The organism is Streptomyces sp. NPDC058157 (assembly GCF_042884105.1).
In the GTDB taxonomy this organism is placed as follows: domain Bacteria; phylum Actinomycetota; class Actinomycetes; order Streptomycetales; family Streptomycetaceae; genus Streptomyces.
In genome coordinates this window covers 1-2828 of sequence record NZ_JBHVUQ010000377.1, presented here as the reverse complement: position 1 = coordinate 2828, position 2828 = coordinate 1, and the positions used below count along the sequence as shown (strand labels likewise).

3 protein-coding genes are annotated in these 2828 nt (G+C 74.9%); 1 reads left to right on the top strand and 2 read right to left on the bottom strand.

Annotation, left to right across the window (positions count from 1 at the left end):
• The coding region (locus ACFVXK_RS37990) for a hypothetical protein (protein WP_389621780.1) at window positions 1-566 on the top strand (566 nt) is incomplete at its 5' end.
• Window positions 567-642: 76 nt separating this feature from the next.
• Here the strand turns inward: ACFVXK_RS37990 and ACFVXK_RS37985 are convergent.
• Window positions 643-1311, bottom strand: a complete 669-nt coding sequence (locus tag ACFVXK_RS37985) for a DUF5701 family protein (RefSeq protein ID WP_389621778.1) — start codon at window positions 1309-1311, stop codon at window positions 643-645.
• A gap of 125 nt (window positions 1312-1436) precedes the next feature.
• A partial coding sequence (locus tag ACFVXK_RS37980) for a GTP-binding protein (protein ID WP_389621775.1) occupies window positions 1437-2828 on the bottom strand: 1392 nt, incomplete at its 5' end.

The window sequence follows — 2828 nt, the reverse complement described above, 5'->3', positions numbered from 1 at the left end:
CGGTCATGCCGGACGGCTGGACCTCCAAGGCCGACCCCCTGGAGCAGAGCCCGAAGACCTCGTCCCCGCCCGCGGCGCCTTCGTCCTGCGGGGGCCTGCTGGACGGGCAGAGCGTGGTGGACGCGAGCACGGCGACCGCCTCCGCCGACGCGACCGCCATGTTCAGCGGCGGGCACTCCGCCGGGAACGGCGTCATCCCGGGTATGGAGAAGCTCTACTCGTTCCCGGACGGCGGTGCGCAGCGGGCGATGGAGGACATCCGCGCCCTGGTCGCCCGGTGCCGCAGCGTGGAGTTGCCGCACGCGGCGCAGGAACCGGCCGAGACCGCCGGTTTCGCCGTCGCCGCCGGGCCCCGCCTCGGGGACGAGAGCCTGGTCGTCCAGGCCGCGGTGCCGGTGGGCGGCGAGACGGCGCACGCGGACGCGACCGTGGTCCGTGTGGGGAGTTCACTGGTCGTCATCAGCAGCGTCCTCACACTGACCCCGGCCGAGGCCACCACCGTCGCGGGGTTCATGCCGACGGCGGTGGCCCAGCTCACCTCGGACCACCCCGAACCCGCCGGCTAGACCTCACGGGCCTGTCCCTGCTCCTGTTCCCGACGGAGGAAGCACCGCGCACGTCCGCCCGGGGTTCGGGGCGGGGTCAGGGGTGGCGGGTGGTGGCTGAGGCGAAGCCCAGCCAGGTGTGGCGGTTGTTCCACCAGCACCAGCCCACCTTGGGGGCGTCGCGCCGCTCCCGCCCGTCCCGGCCGGTGCCGTTGCCGATCCAGATCGCCGGGGTGCGGGCGTCCAGGGTGCCGCCGGGCTTGCGCAGGCGGGAACCGATGGTCATGAAGCAGTGGTTGCGCTCCAGCACCTCGGGCCGCTGTAGCAGCCAGTGGATCCCCTCGGTCAGCACGAGCGGGGTGCGGCCCTCCTCACCGAAGGAGGTGAGGGCCTCCTGCGGGCTCCAGTCGGCCATGTGGTCGCCGCGGTCGAGTCCGGAGACGAGGTGGACGGGCGCGTCGGGCAGCTCGGCGTGGTGGGGTGCGAAGCGGTCGACGTCGGTCATGTCGGTGACGACGAAGCCCGGCTTGCCCGCGTGACGCAGCAGCGGTGCGAGTACGGAAGCGGGGGCGAGGTCCGGGTGGACGGCGAGCAGGACGTCGCCGTCCCCGGGGCCGGCGTCCTCGGCGAGGGTGCGCAGCGCGGCGGCGGAGATCCCGGCGAGCCGGGGCACGCCGAGGTCGATCAGGCGCTCCGCCTGGGCGGCGAGCGGCGGAAGCGGGGGCAGGGCGGTGGCGGGGGCGGGAGCGGAAGGGGTTTCGGGCACGGGCACGGTACTCCCTCGTTCTCGTTTCGTGATCGAAGCGGCGGCCCCGGGTCAACGAGCCGGCCCGCGGCGTCGTTCCCGGCCGCGGACCGCGCCGCGCCGCCCCGCGCCGCCCCGCGTCCGGTTCACATCCTCCGGTGCGCGTGCAGCAGGTACTCCTCCCGGTTCAGCGGATTGTGATCGGTGCGGACCCGTGCGCGCGGGGTGCGGGCCGGGCGGTGGTGGGCGAACTCCGTCTCCAGGACGCCCGTTCCGCTGGTGAGCTCCGGCAGTTCCCGCTCCAGGCCGTGCACCCGGTCCGCGGGCAGATGGCCCTCGACCACGTACCGGTCCCCCTGCTCGACCGGAGTGCCCGGCAGGGCACCGTGGCGGGCCAAGGCGAGCGCGACCGCGGGGTAGGCGTCCTGCGCGAACTCCAGGCGGAACCGGTGCACCGGTTCGTGCACCTGCGTCGTGGCCCGCCGCAGCGCGGCCATCAGGACGAGCGGCGTCAGGGCCCTGAACTCGCCGGCCGTGCTGCGGATGCTGCAGAAGCCCGAGTGGGTCATGGTCACCGCGCAGTCGGGCACCTGCCAGCCGGACAGGCCCTGCCGCAGCGTCGTGCGCACGGTCTCCTCGACGGCCCGCATGTAGCCCGGCGGGAGCGAGCCGAGTTCGACCTCCCGGCGGAAGGCGACGCCGCTGCCGGCCGGCGCCGGCTCCACCCGCAGCCCCACCGTCGCGAGGAACGGATTGCCCCCGTGGTCGAGGACCTCGTGCGCGGCGCCCGTCCCGGTGACGCGTTCCACGCAGATCGGTGTCGTCTCGCGGAAGGAGACCTCGATCCCGTACTCCTCGGCGAGGGTGGCCGCGAGGACCTCCTTCTGGACCTCTCCGTAGAGGGACACCGACACCTCGCCTCCGTCCGGGTCCTGGCGCAGGCCGATCAGCGGATCCTGCTCGGCGAGCCGGGCGAGGGCCGTGTGGAGGTCGCCCGTGCGCGCCGGGCCGGCCGGCACCACGACGCTCTCCAGGGTGGGCGCGGCGAAGACGGATCCGTACGGGCGGCCTTCGGGCTCCCGGCCCACCACGTCCCCGATCCGGACCGTCGGCAGGCCGCGCAGCGTCGCGATCTGCCCGGCCCGCGCCACCGTACGGCGCTCGGCCGCGCCGCGGTCGAAGACGGCCAGGCCGGTGACCTTGTGCCGGACGCCGCGGACCGTGACGTGCTCGCGGGCCCTGAGCTCGCCGGAGAACAGCCGGACGTAGGGGATCCGTTCACCGCCCTCCCCGCGCTCCACCTTGAACACCCGGCCCGACAGCGGTCCGTGGGGATCTCCGGCGACGGCGGGCAGCAGGTCCGCGATGCCCTCGACGAGGGCGTCGACACCGGCGCCGGTGATCGCCGAGCCGACGTACACGGGGTGCACGCGCGCACGGCCCGTCTGCCGCGCGAGCGAGGCCCGCAGGCGGGCGTACGGGAGGGGGGTCCCGTGGTCCAGGTAGGCGCCGAGCAGGTCGTCGTCGTGGGTGGTGAG